Source organism: Idiomarina sp. Sol25, assembly GCF_033052775.1.
GTDB lineage: Bacteria > Pseudomonadota > Gammaproteobacteria > Enterobacterales > Alteromonadaceae > Idiomarina.
The window spans coordinates 65,097-82,521 of sequence record NZ_JAUPEW010000009.1 but is presented as its reverse complement, the minus strand read 5'-3'; the positions used below and the strand labels follow the sequence as shown (position 1 = coordinate 82,521).

Below are 17,425 nucleotides of genomic sequence, written 5' to 3'. Positions count from 1 at the left end.
CGGAGTGGACGGGACTCGAACCCGCGACCTCCGGCGTGACAGGCCGGCATTCTAACCAACTGAACTACCACTCCGCAAAAATTCTTTGGGGCGTACTAAATGGCGGAGTGGACGGGACTCGAACCCGCGACCTCCGGCGTGACAGGCCGGCATTCTAACCAACTGAACTACCACTCCGCATTAGCACTTTGCTTTGAAGTCTCCCTCAACGCGGCGTGCATATTACGAGTGAGGGGCAAATGAGTCAACACTTTTTTTAAAGATTTTAACCGACTGTCTGATTTATATTCAGATCTGCGCTTTTTTAACCACAAAGGTCACTTTTTACCACTTTTCTCTGGTTTTTCAGTTTCCGCTTCATCGCTCTCAACCGCAACTTTTTTCCGACGAAACTTAAACCACCACAGCCCAACTAAAGCTAACGCAATGAGAGCAATATTAACAACAACAATAATGATTAGATTGGTCATCGCCTGCTTTTGCTTAGCCTCACGCTCCTGCCTTGCCTGTTCGCGCTGACGTTCAAGTTCTAATTGCTGCCGTTCTGCTAATTCTGCCGCTGTCGGTTCAGGTGGTGGCGGTTCTTTTGCAATAAAACTAAAATCATCAATTCTGGCTTCAAATTCACGCCCCCCTACACTGGTGGCAAAAATATCTAAATCTATAAGATGCTTACCAAAAGCCAGGTTAGCAATGTCGACACGGTGCGGAAAACTCTCTATCTGGCTGACCGTAAATTTCCGAACTTCACCGTTCGGAAAGCTGGTTTCACCATTAATCACAAGACTCTGCGGATCTATCCGATCTTCATCAACACGGATAACAAACTGATGATTATCGTCCACAGACTCTGACTGAATAACGTCAAATTCAACCGGTAACGGCTCAACCACAACAGGACCGAATTCAAATACTCGTTGATACAAAGGAGTGGTCATTTCATAAGTGGCCATCCACTCACCCGGTGCCACATCCAAATTAAAGAAACCGGTAAATATGCCATCCCCCGCTCTCTCATCATGACCCCGGCCGTCATCTTCAAATTGCGCTACACGTGACGGATTCGAACCAAAGTTATCAAAGTCCGAGTTATTGGTACTGACAAACAGGACATCCAGTAGCACGGTCTGACGAAAACGTGAGGTTTTAACAACTTCATCGCCATTATAGAGTTTCCCTTCTACTTTCAGCTCTTCGTACTGAAATAATGGACTGGGTAAAGGCTCTGCTTCAAAGCGAATATCAGAGATGACTAAGGCTTTATTTTCCTCATCAATACGTCCAGCAGCCTGCCAGGGGCCTGGCTGAGGCTCTTTTATCCGGATAATGTCAAAATTAGGGTCAGTGTACCAAGTTACTTTTTCTGTCGGATAACGGGCGTCGTACCATTTACTCCCGTCAGGCTTGATGAGAACCAAAGGCTTACTGCCCGGTTCGCGAAAAAACAACAGAGTGATTTCTTCTACGTTCTCATCTATACGGAAACTTTGTCCTTTAATTGGCAACTTATTAGTAAGATCGCCTTCAATAAGAGTCATAGCACGCTTTTCAACTTCCTCTTTCGAGTCAGAGCCAGAGTCAACCGTGCTAAAACTCTGTACCGCGTAGGCTGATGAGCTACTTATTAAAACCAATAATACTATTAAGAGTCTTGCCACAGACAATGTCCACCTTCTTCTTTGACTCGCGCCAAACGCTCCTGATGTAATGTCTCTTCATCGGCCGTTGCCCGTAAAACCTTTAATGCGGGGCGATTGGTGACCCGTTGATGTTCTACTTTATGTGAGCCACCCTGATTGTCTTTTCCGTGGCTGGCCAGGTTTAATGCCGTTTGCCCACCGGTCATCATCAAATAGACGTCAGCAAGAATCTCGGCATCCAGTAAGGCGCCGTGCAGTTCACGTGCTGAGTTATCAACGTCATAGGCGCGGCATAATGCATCCAGACTGTTTCTTTGCCCTGGCCGCATTTCCCGGGCAAGTTGCAAGGTATCGAGTACCGAGCAAAAATCATTGGTCAGGCCAACAGCCGGGCGAATACGACTAAACTCAGCATCCATAAAACCCACGTCAAATGGCGCATTATGAATAACTAACTGAGATCCTTTAATAAATTCAATAAAATCATGAACCACCTGAGCGAATACGGGTTTGTCGGTTAAAAAGTCATTGGTTATACCGTGAACTTCAATCGCTTCCTGCTCGACCACCCGCTCCGGATTAATGTAAACATGGAAATGATTACCGGTTAATTTGCGATTAATAAGCTCCACACAGCCTATTTCAATAATTCTGTGCCCCTTTGCGGGGTCAATTCCGGTAGTTTCTGTATCTAATACGACCTGACGCATGCTGAAATCCTGATATACTCGCTGGAAACAAAGGATATAGTAGCAAGTAACATGTCGAACTCAAAAGCTGTTCATTTATATACTGATGGTTCTTGTCTGGGAAACCCGGGGCCGGGTGGCTACGGCGCCGTACTGGAATACGGGAAACATCACAAAGAATTAAGTCAGGGCTATCGTCTGACCACCAATAACCGCATGGAAATGCTGGCTACTATCGCGGGACTGCGCGAGTTAAAGCGCTCCTGCCATGTCATTCTGACTACCGACAGCCAGTATGTGAAGCAAGGTGTCGAGCAGTGGATGCAGCGCTGGAAGCAAAACGGCTGGCGTACCTCGGCGCGTAAAGCGGTAAAAAATAAAGACTTATGGCAACAACTGGACGAAGAGGTTAACCGCCATAAAGTTGAATGGAAATGGATTAAAGGCCATTCCGGACACAAACAAAATGAGCGTTGTGATGAACTGGCTCGCGACGCCGCAACGCGCGAGCCTATGCTTGAAGATAAAGGATTTGACAGCGAGTAAACTACTCGCCGGCAACTACCGGCAGTTTTTTCTCCTGCCAGGCGCTCATACCGCCATCTACGCTGTAAACGTTATCGAATCCCATGCGTTGCAGGCTCTCTGCGGCCAGAGCTGAACGACCACCGGTTCGGCAAATAAGGTACAAGGGTTTTTCGGCGATGCGCTCCAGAGCATTGTCATATCCGGCCACATCAGGATGCTGATTTAACTGCATTTCCAGCACTCCACGGGGCATGTTCACCGCCTGGCGAATGTGTCCCTGACCATACTCCGCCGGCTCTCTCACATCAATAACACGCGCACCCTGCTCTATGGCTTCTTGCAGTTCTTCGGTGTTCACTTCTTTAACGCTCGATTTCGCTTTTCCACATAACTCTTGTGCTGTAATCATAATTTACCTCTTATTTGTTTATTCGACTTTGAAAATTGTTTCGTCGTCATTGCTGTTGCTGCCTGCCTTCCGTTAACCGAAAGCTGCTTTCTTTGAGCTGACGGTTTTAATCTGTTAATCAGCGTTTGTTTGCGTGCCACTATGAAATAAGCGGCGCGCAGTCCTGGTATTAAGTTGCTCAGCTTCGTTGACCAGCCACTTCCCCGATACTCACTATGGTGCAGAAAATTCGAAACATAAAATTCAGACTCCAGGATTTCGAACCCCAACAATTCCAGCCAGTCTTTAACTCTTACTGGTGTAAAGTACCTCCCACACCATGGGAAACGTTTTTTATGGCGAATGAGAAAGCCACTGGCTACCGCCGGACTGTAGGGGTTAAACCCCGTCAGTATTAATACGCCATCGTCGTCCAGTACTCGCGTAGCCTCCCTAAGTAGTTGGTGCGGATGCCGACAAAATTCAAGGACAAAAGGAGCAATTAGGTTGTCGACACTGTTTTCCTTTAAAGCCAGCTCTGTTAACTTGCTGCGAACCGCTACGTCACTGCCTGTACCGACAGTAAACCACTGAGCTCCATTTTTAAGGCACTCATTAAGCCCCGGACCCAAAGAACCTATAGCCACGGTTTTCCCCGGCTTTAGTCGCCGCTGATGAGCTCGGATTAACTCAGCTGTCTGTTCCATCATGTAGTGGCCACAGGCCATTTGCTGCCAATTCCCGGGAGCCGCTAAATCAATTTTCGAATATGCTGGTTTAATTAACACGGCTAATTCCTGTATTATGAACTTATCTTCAACTTACTCGCTGGGTTTCTCATCCTAGCGTTATAGGGGTTAACATGCGAGTGCACGCTATTGAAGCTTTCGACGACAATTACATATGGGCAATTGAAACCAATAATAATGACAACGTTATTATTGTAGACCCCGGCGAAGCCAAACCCGTTCAACAATGGCTGGAACAAAATAATAAAAGTATTGAGGCTATTTTAGTTACTCACCACCATTACGACCATACTGGTGGCATAGCTGAATTGCTGGAACAAATCCCGTGTCCGGTTATCGGCCCCGAAAACCCTGATATAAAAACGCTCACCCGCACAGTTACAGAAGGCGATGAGCTGACCGTTGGAGGTATTCAGTGGCAAGTATTAACCACGCCGGGACACACACTGGATCACATCAGTTTTTATACTCCCGGCTTTCTATTTTGCGGTGACACACTGTTTTCCGGTGGTTGTGGCCGTATGTTTGAAGGTACGCCAGAACAATTTACGCATTCACTGTTAAAGCTGCGTAAGCTGCCGGGAGAAACTCGGGTCTTTTGTGCCCACGAGTATACTCAGGCGAATATAAATTTTGCCTTGAAAGTTGAGCCAGAGAACGCGGTGCTGCAAAGTTACGCTGAAAAGGTCAGAATGTTACGTGAACAAAAACAAATAACTCTGCCAAGCACGCTGCAGCTGGAGTTAGCCATTAACCCCTTTCTCCGGTTTGACCAGAAAAGCGTTATTTCAGCAGCCAATAAACATGCCGGAAGTGTAAAAAACACCCCAGAGGATGTTTTTTACACAATTAGGCAGTGGAAAGATAATGCCTGATTCTTTAAACTCCTCAAGATGTTCATAATTATCGGAAATAGATTGCGCATGATAAACAGCAAGCGAAAGAACGCATGGTTAAAGTATTGTATGGTGGCCAGTGGCCTGGCATTAAGTGGCTGCCAGAGCACAACGCTGTTTAGCAGTAATGAACCGGTAAGCTCAAAGAACGAAACGGCGGAACTGAAACTGACGGTCATTCCGGAAGAAGTGATCAGCCGGCACGCCGAAGAAGAAATCAAAATCAGCGAACCTGTAAAGCTTACCCCGCAGGAGCAGGAAGATTTGTGGGTGCGTATTCGCCAGCAACTCAGCTTTCATGTGCCCGATGTACCCAGAGTACAGAGCCAGCGCAACTGGTATGCCAGTCATCCGGAATATTTAGACCGTGTGGCTAAGCGTGCCGAACCTTATCTTCACCTCATTGTTGAAGAGCTGGAGAAGCGTGATATGCCCGTGGATCTGGCCTTATTGCCGATAGTCGAAAGTGCTTTCGACCCGTTCGCCTATTCCCATGGCAGCGCCTCAGGTGTCTGGCAGTTTATTCCGGGTACCGCGCGCCAATATGGTCTGGACATTAACTGGTGGTACGACGGTCGTCGCGATGTTTTTGCCGCAACACACGCTGCACTCGATTATTTACAGGCGCTTCACCGCTACTTTGACGGTAACTGGATGCACGCACTAGCAGCCTATAACTCAGGCGAAGGCCGGGTCGCCGCTGCAATTCGTGAAAATGAGCGTCTGAACAAACCAACCGACTTCTGGAATTTGTCCTTACCGCGCGAGACTCGTGCTTACGTCCCCAAATTATTAGCGTTAGCGGAAATACTCGCCAATAGCGAAGAGTACGGAGTCGCATGGTACCCTATAGAGAATCAACCCAAGCTTGAGGTGGTTGAAACACCTGCACAAATCGACTTGGCATTAGCGGCTGATATGGCTGAGATGCCTCTGGATTTACTGCACCAGTACAACTCTGGGTATAACCGCTGGGCAACGGCGCCGAACGGCCCTCACCGTTTACTTCTTCCGAATCAGAATGCGGAAAAGTTTAAACAGGCCTTAAATGAAACTGAGCCAAAAGACTGGCTAAGCTGGACCCGGCATGAGGTAAAGTCTGGCGAAAGCCTGCTCGTTATTTCCAAAAAATACAATACGTCTGTTGATGTGATACAGCAGGTTAATGACATCAGCAGTGATATCATTCGCGCAGGCGACCATCTGTTAGTCCCGGTTGCGACACTCAATATCGATAATTACAAGTTATCGCAGGATCAGCGCCGTGAAAATCGCCAAGATCAAAAACGCTCCGGTAAACGTATTGATTACGTGGTGCAATCTGGCGATACACTCTGGGATCTAAGCCGGGCATACCAAGTGAACTTGCGCGATTTAGCACGCTGGAACTCGATGGCTCCGGGAGATTATTTAAGACCTGGACAAGAGTTAGTGGTTTGGACGGAAGCCAAGCCATCGTCAACGGTACAAAGCAGTATTAACAGTATTATGCGTAATATTAGCTACCGTGTGCGTAGCGGTGACTCACTAGCCAGGATTGCTGATAAGTTTAATGTCACCATTCGCCAAATTGAGCAATGGAATAACATTCAACGCAATCGTTATCTACAGCCCGGACAAATGCTTAAGTTAAAAGTCGATGTTACCGAGGTGAGTAGTTGAGGCAACCTATGAACAACGTAAAGTACTTTTTTGTCTTTGCAGCGCTGCTATTTAGCGCTCAAACTTTAGCCGACTGGAAAGCCGAAGGTAGTGGTAAAATTATCTACCCTTCAGGCCGCACGGAACCTTTAACTTTTGGTTTCGAATATAAGAAGGTGTATGACACCATTATTTTTACTGCCGGAAAGTCACAAATGCGTACCTCACAAATGCCACCGAACTATATTCTTAATATGTTTGTGAATAAGCAAGGGCAGGTTTATGTGGCAGAGTTTGCTGATGGTTTTTTTAAAGGTTTCGAGCTCAATATTGGTGATCATAAAGTCAGCATTAATCATCGAAAAGAATTCGACGAAGATGAGCCCTTAAAGCACTTACTTGTACAAATCGATGATCGTCGTTTTCTGCTAGAAAGCACGCACCCAACTATACGGTTCGAGTTTGACGAAGAAAAAGGCATTGTCGATATTAATGGCTCAGGCCTGCTGAAAGACCTGAGCTCAAAAGGACGTTAATCTCTGAGCAGTTCAGTTAACGCATTTTCATCTAGTATATCGAGCCCAAGGGACTGGGCTTTGGTCAGTTTTGACCCGGAATTTTCCCCGGCAACCAGCGCGGTTGTTTTTTTAGAAACACTGGAAGCAACTTTCGCCCCTAACGCCTCTAAAGCAGACTTCGCTTCGTCACGAGTCATGGCCGACAAGGTACCGGTAATAACGTAGGTATTGCCGGATAAACGATCACTTTGCACGGAGCTTGCCTCGTCCCCCTCAGGCCAGGAGATAAACTCACGCAACTCCTTGACCACCTGCTGGTTGTGGGGTTCATGGAAAAAAGACACAATGTGCTTAGCGACGACAGCACCAACATCCGGAACTTCCTGTAGCTGTTCACTTTCAGCGGCAACTAAAGCATCCAGGTTTTTGAAATGATTCGCCAGCGCGTTAGCCGTCGCTTCCCCTACTTCCCGAATACCTAATGCATAGATAAAGCGAGCTAAGGTTGTTTCCTGCGTCGATTTAATAGAATTTCGTAGATTTTCAGCAGACTTAGCGCCCATTCGCGGCAAAGTTGCTAACTCGGCTTTGGACAGACGATAAAGATCGGCCGGTGATTTTATCCAGTCCCGCTCCACCAGTTGCTCGACAATTTTATCGCCTAAACCATCAATATCCATGGCTTTACGGGAAGCAAAGTGTTTAATCGCTTCCTTTCGCTGAGCCGCGCAGTACAAACCACCGCTACAGCGGGCAACGGCTTCGCCCTCAACGCGTTCAATTTCGGATTCACAAATCGGGCAATGTTGAGGAAATTCAATTGCCTCAGTGCTATCAGGACGTTTATCTTTTATGACGCTGACCACTTGCGGAATAACATCGCCCGCGCGGCGAATACTGACACAGTCGCCAACACGCACGCCCAGTCGTTCAATTTCATCCGCATTATGTAAAGTCGCATTAGATACTGTAACGCCGCCCACATTAACGGGCTCTAAGCGCGCTACGGGCGTTATCGCGCCAGTACGGCCAACCTGAAAGTCAACTCCGGTAATGGTCGTCAGTTGTTCCTGAGCAGGAAATTTTCGTGCGATAGCCCAGCGCGGCGCTCGTGCGACAAAGCCTAAATCCTGTTGCAGCCGAATAGAATCCACTTTAAAAACTACGCCATCAATATCGTAATTTAACTTCTCCCGGCGATCTAAAATAGCTTCGTAGTAGTCGTCACACCCCTGCACGGAATCTACCGTTTTTATTTCGATATTGACCGGCAGTCCCCAGTCTTTCAGCTGTAGCAAACGCTGGTGATGACTGTCGGGAAGCTGCGTGGCTTCTGATATTAACCCGAGACTGTAAGCATAAAAATGCAAAGGTCGTTTTGCGGTAATTCTGGAGTCTAACTGGCGTAAACTGCCTGCCGCTGCGTTACGGGGGTTAGCAAAGACCTTTTCGTCACGCAGCCGGGCTTGCTCATTAAAGCGCTCGAAAGCCCCCAATGGCATGACCACTTCACCCCGTACTTCCAGTCGCTCCGGGACATTACCAGAGAGCTTTAAAGGCACATTGCGTATGGTCTTAACGTTCTCGGTAATATCTTCACCGCTTTGTCCATCGCCACGAGTCGCTCCACGCACTAACAGGCCTTTTTCGTACAGTAAACTCACCGCAGCACCATCAAGCTTAGGCTCACAACAAAAAGTCACGGTTTGATTAGTATCCAGCCGCTGTTCAACGCGCTTGCTAAAAGCTTCAAATTCATCGACAGAAAAAGCGTTATCCAGTGACAACATGGGGACTTCGTGTTGAACACTTCTAAATTTGCCTAAGGGTTTACCCCCTACTTTCATCGTTGGAGACTGGGCACTTTTTAAATCCGGGTGCTCAGTTTCCAGATTTTTCAGTTCCCGAAAAAGACGATCATATTCAGCATCCGGCACTGACGGTTCGTCATTCTCATAATATTCTTGGTTGTAACGATTAAGTAATTGCTCCAGCTCTTGCATGCGCTGGTGAACAGACTGATTCATAATGACCTGTAATTAAGCTGAGTGTTTACGTTCAAATTCACGAATACGCTGGCGTGCTTCGTGAATCGACTGACGGGTCAATAATTGACGCTGGCCATCCAGAACCTGCCCCTGAGGAATTTCAGTAGCGAGTTTTTTAGCCGCATTCAACATCATATTAAAGGCTTGCTGACCGTCAAATTTCATGGGTAAGGCCATAAAAAACGCGACGCCGTCGGTTTCAAAGTTTTCCATATTATCCAGTTCAAACGTGCCGGGGTTGAACATGTTGGCGACACTAAAAATCATTGGTCCGGTGCCTGCGGTGTTTTCATAGCGGTGGAAAATACCCAGTTCGCCAAATTTACAGCCCAGCTCAGTCATCATTTGCAATAATACTGCACCCTGTACAGGTCCTTTAACATGTAACGCAATAACTTCTTCCGGAGCTGATTCAAAATCATCAGTCGTATCTGCACTGACTTTTGGTTCAGGTTCTGGCTCTTGCTCAGGCGCCTGCTCCGACTCTTGCAAAGAGCTCTGTTCGGCTGCACTTTTATATGAGTCATTCGGCTCAGAGGTAACATCCCCATCAAACTTAAGCTCGGTTTGCTCTACTTCAACCGGTTCATCGTTACTGACTCGCATAGACGGCAATGAGTCAGACATATCGTCCTCATTGCTAAGATCCATAGACATCTGCTCAACAGCGTCGGCATCATCGTCTTCTACTATCGAATTCCTGTGCGACGATGTTTTTGCTTTTGGCTCAAAAGCTTGTTCATCATTGTAGCCGCCACCAGTCCCCTCTTTCTTTAAAACCCGAACTTCGCCAATACCGTCGTCGTCAAAACGGGACGATTGCTGCTGGCGATTTTCTGCAACCCGTTGTTCACGCTGTCGTTGTTGCTGGTTACCTTTACGTATCTTCCATACGCCATGCGCAACAATACCTGCGATTGCCAGGATCCCAAGAATACTGAGGGTTATTTGTAAACTGCCCATTTTTGCTCCATCAAGCTTATTTTGTTATCCGGCGCCTGTCATCGCCACAGCCTGTTCAACATCAACCGCTACTAATCTCGAAACGCCCGCTTCCTGCATTGTAACCCCTGCCAGGTGGGTAGCCATTTCCATGGCCACTTTATTGTGGCTGATATAAATAAATTGCACCGATTCGGACATTTCACTCACCAAACGGCAGAACCGTCCTACGTTGGCATCATCTAATGGCGCATCAACCTCATCTAACAGGCAAAAAGGTGCCGGGTTCAAGCGAAATATCGCGAATACCAATGATAATGCGGTCAGTGCCTTTTCTCCACCGCTAAGCAAATGAATTGTACTGTTTTTCTTGCCCGGCGGTCTTGCCATAATAGTAACCCCAGTTTCCAGCAAGTCATCATCGGTAAGTTCAAGAGTGGCGCTGCCACCACCAAAAACTTTCGGAAACAGAATTTGTAAATCATGGTTTATCGCGTCAAAAGTGGTTTTAAACCGATGTCTCGTTTCCTTATCAATCTTACGAATCGCCGCTTCTAAAGTGTCTAACGCCGATGATAGATCATCCACCTGCTGGTCGAGGTACTGTTTACGTTCTCTTTGCGCTTCGGCTTCATCAATTGCCGCCAGGTTAATAGCGCCTAAGCGTTTTATTTTATTTTGTATTGACTCCAGCTCTTGCTGCCATTGCTTCTCGTCAGCGTCGGAGGACAGCTCTTCCAGTATACTTTTCAATGTAAAGCCTGTTTCAGCCAAAGTTTCCAGTACAGCCTGACTGCGTTCCTGCAATTTTACCTGCTCAATTTCAGTGCTCTGCATTGCCTCTTTGGCCTGCCCTATTTTGGCCTGAATTGCAGATTGTCCCTGAGTTATCTGCTGCAAGTCGTGCTCTAACCGCGACAATTGCTGGCGTTGCTCCTGCAATTGTTCCGCAACTTCACCACGCTTATCCAACAGCTCGGTTAACTGTTCATCGAGTGCACTTTCATTTTCATCCGTGTCTGCAGTCTGCTGCTCACTTCGTTCCTGCAAAAGTTGCTGGTAGCGTTGTTCACTGCGTTGCAGTAATTTCTGCAACTGTGCGGCCTGAGCCTGTAAATTCTGCTGTTGCAGTGTCATCTGCTGCTGTTGGCTGCGCAATTGCTGTAACTGCTCATCTTCGGCACGAACTTGAGACTCCAGTTGCTCACCGTAGTCTTCATCAACCTGCTCCGTTTGCTCCAGTAACAGTTCAAACTCTTCCAACTGCATTTCAACCTGCTGTTGCTGCTCAGAGGCATTTTCTGCATGCAATCGTTGCTCTTGCTGCTTATCTTGCAGGCTCGTTAACTGCTGCTGTATTTGCTCGGCCTGCTGTAAGTTCCACTGCAGCCGCTCTTCAACTTTACCTTGCTCGTTACGAATCTGCTGGACTTGATGCTGAACCTGCTCCAGCTGCTCTTGCGCCTGCTCAACCTGCGTCTGAGTTTGCTCCAGCTGCGCTTCACTTGCAGATAACCTGGAAGCCAGCACCTGCAGTTGTTCTAGTAAGTTTTGGCGCTGTGTCTGCAGATGAAGAACACTGTTATCCTCATCAACACGAGCCGCGATAAAACCGTCCTGCCAATACCAGTTGCCGGCTTTCGATACCGCAAAACTAGCGTTGCTTTGTTGCAATTGCTGCTCCGCGTTAATATCCTGCTCAATCGCCAGACACTGCTGCAACGGCGCCCAATAACGTAGCGGACCTTTAACTTTGCTGGCCAGAGACCAGCTTTCAGGTTCTTGCCCACTCACAGGCCACACCAGCTTCACCCCAGAAATCGCTTCCAGTTCTTCCGGCGCTTGTTCCAGAACCACGGCATCCAGCCAGTCGTAAGCCAGCTGTTCAACCGCCATTTCCCAGCCACTTTCAGCCTGAAGTAATTCCCTTACCTTCAAACTGTCTGGGTAGTTTTCCTGTAACCATTTTTCGCTGCGGCTGTCGTTATTTTGTTTCCCTTCCAGCAGTTGCTCAATGGCGGTTAACTGAGCCTGAGCTTTGTCTTGTTGTTGTTGATTCTGTCGGTGTTGTTGCTGCTGATCTTTAAACGCTTGCTGCAAAGCCAGCAGTTGCTGCTTACTCTGCTGATACCGAGTTTCTTCCTGCTCCAGCTGACGTTTTAGTTCGACCAGAGCCTGTTCGTTCTCATCAACAGATAATGTTTGTTCCTGTTGCTGCAACTCTTGTTGCTGGCTGTGAAATTGCTCCACTTGTTGCAGCGCGTACTGTTGGCTCTGTTTCAGCTCCTGCAGCTTAAGTTGGGCCTGCTGTTGCTGTTTTTCGACATCGCGTTGCTGCTGTTGCTGCTGTCGTTGTTGTTGCTGCCACTGGCGCCATTGCTCATTGGCTTGCCGAGATTGTTCAGCCACGCTTTCCAGCTGTTCCTCAACTTGCTCCAGCTGAGGTTCCAGCATCAGTTGCTGTTCTTCCAGTTGTTCTCTTTGCAGCCGATCACCCGCCAGTTGCTCATCTAGCTGGCTTATTTCTTCGTTCAACTGCTGCTGTCGCTGGCTGCGCTGCTCTTTTAGCTCTTGCTGATGTTTCAGAGTTTGCTCAATACGGGTAATTTCATTACCCACTGAAAACATGTGCTCCTGCGACTGCTCTACTCTGTCGCGCGCTTCTTCGGCCTGCTCTTTCAGCTCAATGGCGCCGCGCTCATCACCACTTTGCTGTGCCTGCCAGCGTTCAAGCTCTGTTTGCTGTTCAGCGTATTGCGCCTGCAACTGCTGTCGTTGATTATCCAGTTTCAGCCAGCGCAGGGCCTGCAATTCGCCTTTAAATTTACGCTCACTGGCTTTCAGTTCCTTATAACGAATGGCAGCCGCAGCCTGACGCTCCAGCTTCTCCAGCTGTTGACCGAGCTCCTCACGAACATCGCTCAGGCGCTCCAGGTTCTCGCGCGTATGCAACATCCGGCTTTCGGTTTCTTTACGGCGCTCTTTGTACTTTGAAATGCCTGCGGCTTCTTCAATAAACACGCGCAGTTCCTGCGGGCGCGATTCAATCAGCCGGGAAATCATGCCCTGCTCAATAATGGCGTAGCTGCGCGGACCCAGCCCGGTTCCCAGAAATAAATCGGTAATATCACGGCGGCGGCAACGGCTGCCGTTCAAAAAGTAATTAGACTGGCCGTCGCGGGTCACCAGACGCTTAACCGAAATTTCATTGAATGCCGCGTACTCGCCCTGAATGCGCCCAGAGCTGTTATCAAAAACCAGTTCAACACTGGCCTGAGAAACCGGTTTACGGGCATTCGAGCCATTAAAAATCACGTCGCTCATGGCATCACCACGCAAGTTTTTTGCTGAACTTTCACCCAGCACCCAGCGCACAGCATCAATCACATTGGATTTGCCACAGCCATTCGGACCGACGACACAGGTCATTTGGTCAGGAAAAGGAACTTTCGTTGGATCAACAAAGGATTTAAAGCCAACTAATTTGATGTGTTTTAGGCGCATTCAGTTGTTTTTATTATCAATTTAATACGGCGGTTTATTATCACAAGACTCTAGCAGATCCGGTAGCCATTTGTAACAATTTAGCCCGCACATTGCCATTGTATTGCCTTATTATACTAAGCAAATTAAAACCTCTGGAGTTTTCATGCAAAAAGCAGCCTACAGTAATTCTGGATTAGCTTACATAGGACGCGGTTTAGAGCTTATTCGAACCAAAGGTTTGCGCCGCTATGTCGTGGTGCCTATTCTGACCAACCTTATCCTGTTCTCGCTTGCTTTCAGTTGGCTGTATTCTGAGGTGGACTACTGGCTGAACCGCTTTATGGCCTGGTTGCCCGACTTCTTTCAGTGGCTCGAGTTTATTTTATGGCCATTGGCGGTTATTACCATTATTGCGCTCTTCTCGTTTATTTTTAGTACCATCATGCATTTAATTGCAGCCCCTTTTAACGGGCTGCTGGCTGAAAAAGTAGAGCGCTATGAAAGCGGCGAAAGCTTAGGCGACGAGGGTTTCCTGGGTCTGTTTAAAGATATTCCCCGGACTTTAAAACGGGAAATGCAAAAGCTCATGTATTACATTCCGCGGGCAATCGGTTTCTTTTTATTGTCGCTCATTATTCCCGTTATTGGGCAGGTGCTTTGGTATGTCTTTGTCTGCTGGATGATGTCGATACAATACCTTGATTACCCGTTCGACAATCATAAGCTGTCGTTTCCGCGTATGCGTTCTGAATTACACCGACAACGCGGTAAAACGCTGGGCTTTGGATTCGGGGTCACCGTACTGACCATGATACCGCTGATTAACCTGATTATTATGCCGCTGGCGGTTTGTGGAGCAACCTCACTGTGGGTTGATCATTATCGTCGCAGCGCATTAAGTTGATAAAAGCAAACGACTGAGCTTTGGCTCAGTCGTTTTTCTTATCTCCGCCATTAGATTCAATGCCTTCCGGATTCGTTTCGTCAGAATCGAGGTAATCCGGGTTTAACCGTTTATTGGTTTGCACACCCATTTGACGGAATTTATCGACCCGCCCGATGAGATTACCGCGCCCCGTACTCAGTTTTTTCATCGCTTCCTGATAACGGTTATCCAGAGTCTGCAGGCCATTACCTATTTTCTCTAAGTCTTCCACAAAGCCCACAAACTTGTCGTACAAACGTGCTGCATCGGTCGCTATTTTTTCAGCATTCTGGTTCTGATACTCATACTGCCAGATATTATGCACCGTACGCAGCGCAACCAGTAAATTCGTAGGGCTGACCAGCATGATCTGGTTATCCAGCGCCAGCCGGATAAGCTCCGGATCACGGTCAACCGCCAGCAAAAACGCCGGTTCAATCGGAATAAACATCAACACATAATCCAGCGTGCGCAGGCCTTCCAACTGGTGGTAGCTCTTTTTACCCAACTGTTTTATGTGTTGTTTAAGCGACTGAACGTGCTCGTTTAATGCCCGTTCGCGGTCTGCATCGTCGTCAGAATTAAAATACCGCTCGTAGGCCGACAAACTGACTTTTGAGTCGATAACCACGTCTTTTTTATTCGGCAAATGCACAATCACATCCGGCTTGAACGACTTACCGTCTTCATCACGATGATGTTCCTGGGTCTGATACTCGTGCCCTTCACGTAACCCGGACTGCTCCAGAATACGTTCCAGTACCACTTCACCCCAGTTGCCTTGTTGCTTGGTGTCGCCTTTTAATGCACGAGTTAAAGCTTCAGCCTCAGACGCCATTTGGCGATTCAGATCCTTAAGCGACATCACTTCATTTTTAAGTGCCGAGCGCTCTTTGGTCTCATCGGTATACTGCTGAGTAATTTGCTTTTTAAACGCATCAATTTGCTGTTTGAACGGCTCTAATGTTGCCTGCAACGACTGCTGATGATGTTGTTGCAGCCCTTTGGACTTCTCATCAAAAATACGGTTGGCTAAATTTTCAAACTGCTGGGTCAGACGTTCTTCACTAACCTTCAGCAGGTTTAGCTTTTCTTCTGCGGTTTTCTGCTCATGTTCAGCTCTGGCCAGAGTTTCACGCAAGCGGCTGTCTTTTTCATAGACTTCGAGCTGAAGTTCATCGACGCGCTCACGAAGAATGTCCGCGTCTTGCTCCAGTGCCGCATTTTGTTGTTCTGCCTGTAAACGCAAACGGCGTTGCTGTTGCCAAAGCAACAACAACGCCGTCAGGACAGTCACAACCGGCACTCCAATTATTGCCATCCATTGCCACAGTGCCAGCGACATAATTAAGCTCCTAATTTTTCATTGAGGTCGGCAATTTTCGCTTTCCAAATTGCAGGGCCTTGAGTATGTGCGTTTTGACCGTCGCTATCCACAGCAACGGTGACCGGCATGTCTTCCACTTCAAATTCGTAAATGGCTTCCATACCTAAATCTTCAAAAGCCACAACACGGGATTTTTTAATGGCTTTAGCTACCAAGTAGGCAGCGCCGCCAACGGCCATCAGGTATACCGCTTTGTGCTTACGAATACTTTCCACGGCTTCGGGACCACGCTCTGCTTTACCGACCATGCCAATAATACCGGCTTCTTCCAGCATTTGGTCAGTGAATTTATCCATACGCGTAGAGGTGGTAGGACCTGCCGGACCAACAACTTCATCACCCACAGGATCAACTGGCCCTACGTAGTAAATAAAGCGGTTGTTGAAATCAACTGGCAGCTCTTCACCGTTATCCAGCATACCTTTAATGCGTTTGTGCGCCGCATCACGACCGGTCAGCAACTTACCGGACAAGAGCACCGTCTCACCCATTTTCCAGTCCTGGATGTCTTCTTTGGTCACTTCATCGAGGTTCACACGACGAGCATCATCACCCAGCTCAAAAGTCACATCCGGCCAGTCTTCCAGTTTCGGAGGAGTTAAATCTGCCGCCCCACTGCCGTCCAGAGTGAAGTGCACATGACGCGTTGCCGCACAGTTTGGAATTAAGGTAACCGGCTTAGAGGCCGCGTGCGTCGGTAGTGACTTAATTTTCACATCCAGCACCGTTGTTAAACCACCTAAACCCTGCGCACCAATTCCTAATGCGTTAACGCGGTTGAAGATTTCTAAACGCAGCTCTTCTTCTGCATTTTGCGGCCCACGCTCAATAAGCTCATGGATATCGACAGACTCCATTAACGACTCTTTTGCCAATACCGCAGACTTTTCTGCCGTACCACCGATACCTATACCCAGCATGCCCGGTGGACACCAACCAGCGCCCATCTTCGGCAAGGTTTCAACAACCCAGTCGGCAATAGAATCACTGGGGTTCAACATAGCCATTTTCGATTTATTCTCAGAACCACCACCTTTTGCGGCAATCATCACTTCAATTTCATTACCCGCCACCATATCAATATGCACCACAGCAGGCGTGTTATCGCCGGTGTTTTTACGGGCGCCCGCTGGGTCTGCCACAATAGAGGCACGCAGTGGATTGTCCGGATTGTTATAAGCACGACGAGTGCCTTCGTCCACCATTTGCTGAACGGTCAGGTCGGTTTTATCCCATTGCACACCCATGCCCACTTTCACAAAGCAGGTCACAATACCGGTGTCCTGACAAATTGGACGATGCCCTTGCGCCGACATACGCGAGTTAGTCAGCACCTGAGCAATAGCGTTTTTCGCCGCTTCGCTCTCTTCACGCTGGTATGCTTCGTCCAGTGCTTTAATAAAGTCCAGTGGGTGATAATAAGAAATGTACTGCAACGCATCGGCAATACTGTCAATAAAATCGGCCTGACGAATGGTGGTCATGGAACTGCCTCTTGGTTAACTTTCGCGTGGCGCTATAATAGCGTTTTCGCTAACAACTGACCAGAGCCACTGACCGGCGAATATTTGCTGTGGTAGTATGTTGA

At 47.9% G+C, this 17,425-nt stretch carries 14 protein-coding genes and 2 tRNA genes; 5 read left to right on the top strand and 11 right to left on the bottom strand.

The features are described from left to right. The 4 genes from Q5L94_RS11955 to dnaQ form a co-directional block, all read right to left on the bottom strand. Window positions 1–74, bottom strand: a tRNA-Asp gene (locus Q5L94_RS11955). A 26-nt stretch (window positions 75–100) separates the two neighbouring features. Further along, a tRNA-Asp gene (locus tag Q5L94_RS11950) sits at window positions 101–177 on the bottom strand. Between the two features lie 140 nt (window positions 178–317). Then, on the bottom strand, window positions 318–1,658 hold the full coding sequence (locus tag Q5L94_RS11945) for a TIGR03503 family protein (protein ID WP_317498614.1): 1,341 nt from the start codon (window positions 1,656–1,658) through the stop codon (window positions 318–320). Beyond that, window positions 1,643–2,350: a DNA polymerase III subunit epsilon gene (dnaQ, locus tag Q5L94_RS11940; protein ID WP_317498613.1), complete on the bottom strand. Its 708-nt coding sequence runs from the start codon at window positions 2,348–2,350 to the stop codon at window positions 1,643–1,645. Before dnaQ ends, Q5L94_RS11945 begins: the two co-directional genes overlap by 16 nt. A 51-nt stretch (window positions 2,351–2,401) precedes the next feature. Between dnaQ and rnhA the strand changes: the two genes are divergently transcribed. Next, window positions 2,402–2,875, top strand: a complete 474-nt coding sequence (gene rnhA, locus Q5L94_RS11935; protein ID WP_317498612.1) for a ribonuclease HI — start codon at window positions 2,402–2,404, stop codon at window positions 2,873–2,875. 1 nt (window position 2,876) lies between these two features. Here the strand turns inward: rnhA and Q5L94_RS11930 are convergent, their stop codons facing one another. Continuing rightward, complete coding sequence (locus tag Q5L94_RS11930; RefSeq protein ID WP_317498611.1) at window positions 2,877–3,266, bottom strand: rhodanese-like domain-containing protein; 390 nt, start codon at window positions 3,264–3,266, stop codon at window positions 2,877–2,879. After that, window positions 3,263–4,033 carry a methyltransferase domain-containing protein gene (locus tag Q5L94_RS11925; RefSeq protein ID WP_317498610.1) on the bottom strand — a complete coding sequence of 257 codons (771 nt, stop codon included), beginning with the start codon at window positions 4,031–4,033 and terminating at the stop codon, window positions 3,263–3,265. Before Q5L94_RS11925 ends, Q5L94_RS11930 begins: the two co-directional genes overlap by 4 nt. A gap of 74 nt (window positions 4,034–4,107) precedes the next feature. Between Q5L94_RS11925 and gloB the strand changes: the two genes are divergently transcribed. Genes gloB through Q5L94_RS11910 form a run of 3 tightly spaced genes read left to right on the top strand, consistent with a single transcriptional unit; the run spans window position 4,108 to window position 7,067 of the window. Continuing rightward, complete coding sequence (gene gloB, locus Q5L94_RS11920; protein ID WP_317498609.1) at window positions 4,108–4,869, top strand: hydroxyacylglutathione hydrolase; 762 nt, start codon at window positions 4,108–4,110, stop codon at window positions 4,867–4,869. Window positions 4,870–4,917: 48 nt separating this feature from the next. Beyond that, entirely contained in the window at window positions 4,918–6,552 is a 1,635-nt protein-coding gene (locus Q5L94_RS11915) for a LysM peptidoglycan-binding domain-containing protein (protein WP_317498608.1), read from the top strand. An 8-nt stretch (window positions 6,553–6,560) separates the two neighbouring features. Further along, window positions 6,561–7,067 carry a hypothetical protein gene (locus tag Q5L94_RS11910; protein WP_317498607.1) on the top strand — a complete coding sequence of 169 codons (507 nt, stop codon included), beginning with the start codon at window positions 6,561–6,563 and terminating at the stop codon, window positions 7,065–7,067. Here the strand turns inward: Q5L94_RS11910 and ligA are convergent. From ligA to smc, 3 genes are read right to left on the bottom strand one after another with little or no spacing between them, the layout of a single operon-like run. Next, window positions 7,064–9,076, bottom strand: a complete 2,013-nt coding sequence (ligA, locus tag Q5L94_RS11905; RefSeq protein WP_317498606.1) for an NAD-dependent DNA ligase LigA — start codon at window positions 9,074–9,076, stop codon at window positions 7,064–7,066. The genes Q5L94_RS11910 and ligA overlap by 4 nt on opposite strands. Window positions 9,077–9,088: 12 nt before the next feature. Further along, the gene (gene zipA / locus Q5L94_RS11900) at window positions 9,089–10,060 is read right to left on the bottom strand and encodes a cell division protein ZipA (RefSeq protein ID WP_317498605.1); all 972 of its coding nucleotides are present in this window, start codon (window positions 10,058–10,060) and stop codon (window positions 9,089–9,091) included. A 24-nt stretch (window positions 10,061–10,084) separates the two neighbouring features. Further along, window positions 10,085–13,543 carry a chromosome segregation protein SMC gene (gene smc, locus Q5L94_RS11895; RefSeq protein WP_317498604.1) on the bottom strand — a complete coding sequence of 1,153 codons (3,459 nt, stop codon included), beginning with the start codon at window positions 13,541–13,543 and terminating at the stop codon, window positions 10,085–10,087. Between the two features lie 145 nt (window positions 13,544–13,688). Here smc and cysZ point away from each other — a divergent pair, with 145 nt between their 5' ends. After that, on the top strand, window positions 13,689–14,429 hold the full coding sequence (cysZ, locus tag Q5L94_RS11890) for a sulfate transporter CysZ (protein WP_317498603.1): 741 nt from the start codon (window positions 13,689–13,691) through the stop codon (window positions 14,427–14,429). A gap of 25 nt (window positions 14,430–14,454) precedes the next feature. Here the strand turns inward: cysZ and rmuC are convergent, their stop codons facing one another. Both rmuC and Q5L94_RS11880 read right to left on the bottom strand, forming a co-directional pair. Beyond that, entirely contained in the window at window positions 14,455–15,795 is a 1,341-nt protein-coding gene (gene rmuC / locus Q5L94_RS11885) for a DNA recombination protein RmuC (protein WP_411161939.1), read from the bottom strand. A 2-nt stretch (window positions 15,796–15,797) separates the two neighbouring features. After that, window positions 15,798–17,321: a fumarate hydratase gene (locus tag Q5L94_RS11880; protein WP_153850007.1), complete on the bottom strand. Its 1,524-nt coding sequence runs from the start codon at window positions 17,319–17,321 to the stop codon at window positions 15,798–15,800. Between the last annotated feature and the right edge of the window lie 104 nt (window positions 17,322–17,425).

Coding starts and splice junctions, on each gene's coding strand:
- dnaQ (WP_317498613.1), bottom strand. CDS start 2,350: ATGCGTCAGGTCGTATTAGATACAGAAACTACCGGAATTGACCCCGCA.
- rnhA (WP_317498612.1), top strand. CDS start 2,402: ATGTCGAACTCAAAAGCTGTTCATTTATATACTGATGGTTCTTGTCTG.
- Q5L94_RS11930 (WP_317498611.1), bottom strand. CDS start 3,266: ATGATTACAGCACAAGAGTTATGTGGAAAAGCGAAATCGAGCGTTAAA.
- gloB (WP_317498609.1), top strand. CDS start 4,108: ATGCGAGTGCACGCTATTGAAGCTTTCGACGACAATTACATATGGGCA.
- Q5L94_RS11915 (WP_317498608.1), top strand. CDS start 4,918: ATGATAAACAGCAAGCGAAAGAACGCATGGTTAAAGTATTGTATGGTG.
- Q5L94_RS11910 (WP_317498607.1), top strand. CDS start 6,561: ATGAACAACGTAAAGTACTTTTTTGTCTTTGCAGCGCTGCTATTTAGC.
- ligA (WP_317498606.1), bottom strand. CDS start 9,076: ATGAATCAGTCTGTTCACCAGCGCATGCAAGAGCTGGAGCAATTACTT.
- zipA (WP_317498605.1), bottom strand. CDS start 10,060: ATGGGCAGTTTACAAATAACCCTCAGTATTCTTGGGATCCTGGCAATC.
- smc (WP_317498604.1), bottom strand. CDS start 13,543: ATGCGCCTAAAACACATCAAATTAGTTGGCTTTAAATCCTTTGTTGAT.
- cysZ (WP_317498603.1), top strand. CDS start 13,689: ATGCAAAAAGCAGCCTACAGTAATTCTGGATTAGCTTACATAGGACGC.
- rmuC (WP_411161939.1), bottom strand. CDS start 15,795: ATGTCGCTGGCACTGTGGCAATGGATGGCAATAATTGGAGTGCCGGTT.
- Q5L94_RS11880 (WP_153850007.1), bottom strand. CDS start 17,321: ATGACCACCATTCGTCAGGCCGATTTTATTGACAGTATTGCCGATGCG.